This is a genomic window from Campylobacter sp. US55 (assembly GCF_004378955.1).
Classification (GTDB): Bacteria; Campylobacterota; Campylobacteria; order Campylobacterales; family Campylobacteraceae; genus Campylobacter_D; species Campylobacter_D jejuni.
The window spans coordinates 1-1,118 of the sequence record NZ_RYYF01000021.1 but is presented as its reverse complement, the minus strand read 5'-3'; the positions used below and the strand labels follow the sequence as shown (position 1 = coordinate 1,118).

The window sequence follows — 1,118 nt, the reverse complement described above, 5'->3', positions numbered from 1 at the left end:
AAAGTATAACCAATTAAACTTAAAAGGGGATTAAATAAAGGATTAAATAGTATAAATATTTGTGTAAGTATTTATATTAAGTATTTGGTGGGTTTTTGAAATTTATTATGAATAATATATCAAAGATTGCATACTTTAAACATTGTAAAAAGCAATTAGACTTAATTAAATATAAATTTAAAATAAGTATAATTTTAAAACATTTTATATCAAAGGAAGAAAATGAAAAAAATATTTAATGTTGTTTTAGTTGCCTTAATCGGCTTATTTTTAAACGCTTGCAATGATTCTAAAAACAAAGAAACAAATGTAAGCATAGAATTAAAGGTTGGAACCACACCAAACTATAAACCTTTTAACTATAAAGAAAACTCAAAACTTACAGGTTTTGATACGGATCTAGTAGAAGAAATCGCTAAAAAAAACGGCATCAAAGTTGTTTGGGTTGAAACCAATTTCGATGGGTTAATACCTGCTTTAAAAGCTGGCAAAATCGATATGATTGCCTCAGCTATGAGTGCAACGGATGAAAGAAGACAGAGTGTTGATTTTACTAAACCTTACTATATAAGTAAAAATCTTTATCTTAAACTAAAAAGTAACAATTTACTTCAAACGAAAAATGATTTAGAAGGTAAAAAAATAGGAGTTCAACTAGGAACCTTGCAAGAAAATACTGCAAAAGCTATCAAAAATGCACAAGTGCAAAGCAATAAAGATTTAAACATAGCTGTTTTAGCACTAAAAAACAACAAAATCGATGCTATTGTAGCTGATCAAGATACTGCTAAAGGTTTTTTAGCTGAAAATCCAGAATTGGTAAGCTTCTACCAAGAAACAGATGGTGGAGAAGGCTTTAGTTTTGCTTTTGATAAAAACAAACAAAAAGAATTGGTAAAAATTTTTGACAAAGGTATAGATGAGACAAAAACTGATGGATTTTATGATACTTTAATTAAAAAATATGAATTAGAATAAGCGTGAAAATTCACGCTTATACAACTTAAATATTTGTTATATTTTGTAAGATAACATTTCATACAAAATTTACTCTCATTAAATCAATTTTTTCTATAAAATAAAATTTAAATTCAAACCATATAGTTTTATAATAGTTA

1 protein-coding gene is annotated in these 1,118 nt (G+C 25.9%); it reads left to right on the top strand.

Annotated features, from left to right (window positions below; genetic code table 11):
- Positions 1–222 precede the first annotated feature (222 nt).
- Positions 223–978, top strand: coding sequence for a basic amino acid ABC transporter substrate-binding protein (locus ELQ07_RS08140; RefSeq protein ID WP_088303962.1), 756 nt, complete (start codon positions 223–225; stop codon positions 976–978).
- Positions 979–1,118 lie beyond the last annotated feature (140 nt).